The sequence below is a fragment of the Natronogracilivirga saccharolytica genome, assembly GCF_017921895.1.
Lineage (GTDB): Bacteria > Bacteroidota > Rhodothermia > Balneolales > Natronogracilivirgulaceae > Natronogracilivirga > Natronogracilivirga saccharolytica.
On record NZ_JAFIDN010000029.1, the window covers coordinates 1 to 1,711 of the forward strand.

At 52.0% G+C, this 1,711-nt stretch carries 1 protein-coding gene; it reads right to left on the minus strand.

Annotated elements, in window-relative coordinates:
* Nucleotides 1–238: 238 nt before the first annotated feature.
* Nucleotides 239–1,591, minus strand: coding sequence for an IS1380 family transposase (locus NATSA_RS15265; protein WP_210513483.1), 1,353 nt, complete (start codon nt 1,589–1,591; stop codon nt 239–241).
* Nucleotides 1,592–1,711 lie beyond the last annotated feature (120 nt).

Genomic DNA, 1,711 nt, shown 5'->3' on the forward strand with positions numbered 1-1,711 from the left:
CCTGATTCCGTGAGTTAACACTCTTTTTCAATTTCCTGGGTGGAAAATACCGAAAAAAATTTTATTCCATCCATTTGCGCAGATAAATGGACCGGGAAAATCGACAAAAAAGCCCTAAAATCCTTGCATAATTATGTTTATCAGTTGCTTATTGCGAACAACGCAGACACCGATCCCATGGTTTGTATATCCAAATTCTTCGATTGTCCTGGCAAACGGCTTTCCGGGGCTCTTCCGCTCAATCCGGGCTTCGCGCCAGGGCTAAGGCCGGTAATGCCCAGCCATGACCTTTAAAAATATGCAAAGTACAGCGACGCGCATGACGCACCAGACGCCCGGCCATATACATCAGATTCTGCATGACCGTGCGCAGACGCAATCGCCGGCTGCGCGCCTTGCGGCCCGGCACCAGTCCGGTCTCGAGCATTTGCCGCCCCAACATGCGAAGCAGGTTGTAGGCGATCATGGCCAGATCCAAAACCTGCTGATTGGTCGCCATTTTGCCCGACGGCAGGCGCTCCAGGTCCATATCGCTTTTCAATTCGCTGTGGTACTGCTCGCTGGTGCCACGTCTTTGATAAAAGGCCTGAACCTGCTGCGGAGTCCAGTCCAGCGAGGTCCAGTAGGCATCAATGTTGATCTCATCGCCGAACAAATACTGCCCATTCGGGCGGGCAAACCGCTCGGTAGCCCGGAATACCACACGCTGTTTGACTTTACTGTCTTCCGGGACATCGTCCTGACCCGGCAGAACTACATCTTCCTCTCCATACCAGGCCCGCGCCCCAATATCGACCTCCTCGTAGTTTTCCTCACCGGTCTGCTCCTTGGCCAGAGCCAGCCACTCAGCCGGATCCTGTTTGCGCAGATTGCGTTTGAGAATAAAATCGGTGTTCGGTTGCTCTCGCAATATCTCCACATTATCGGTGCTGTCGTTGCCCGAATCGGCTGTAAACAGCATCGGGGCATCGGTGATGTTGCGGGCCATCTGCAGCGTTTGGGCAATCCACTGTCCCGTACCCTCATGATTGCTGTGAGCCGATCCGGGACGCAGCTCGTTGTTCAGCATAAATCCGGGACCTATATAGGCAAAGATCGGCGCATAACCGTCGAACTTCTTGTAGGTCCACGAGACGCCTTCTTTTTTGGTATCCGAATTATCCATCGGCGAGACATCGACGTCAACAGCGGCATAGCGGCGGCCATGGATCTTTTCGGTCAGGAACTTTTTGTTTCGCCGAAGCTGGCGAATGTTGAAATCCCGCCAGACATGGCGTGTTTTTTCCGGCCAGCAGGTAATACGTTGCCGCAGGGTTTCCGGCGACGGCAGACGGGACAGACCCAGGCTGCGGGTGAAAAACGGCTCATCACGGTATTCGCCGATGGCATCAAAATCGGGTTTGCCGAGGCAAAGCAGTCCGATCATGGATTTGGCTACGTCGATATCGGCAATGCGACCGGATTTTCGAACATGCGGGCAGACACTGCTCAGATGACGGGAAAGTTTGGTCTCTTTCAAATGATCTCCGATAAAAGCCAGGCCGGCTGTGGAGGTGATAGGCGTGGAGGTAAGCTGAAACTCAATATCCATGACCATCTATGTCTTTCGATTCTTTGTTTCACCTGTTGGGTGAAGATACAAAATCAGATAAACTCATGAAATACTTGATGTTATTGTATTTTTTTCCAATTTAACTCACGGATTCTGGTA

What these genes read in the sequence shown, in the direction of transcription:
- NATSA_RS15265 (WP_210513483.1), bottom strand. Translation starts at nt 1,591, where the DNA reads ATGGATATTGAGTTTCAGCTTACCTCCACGCCTATCACCTCCACAGCC.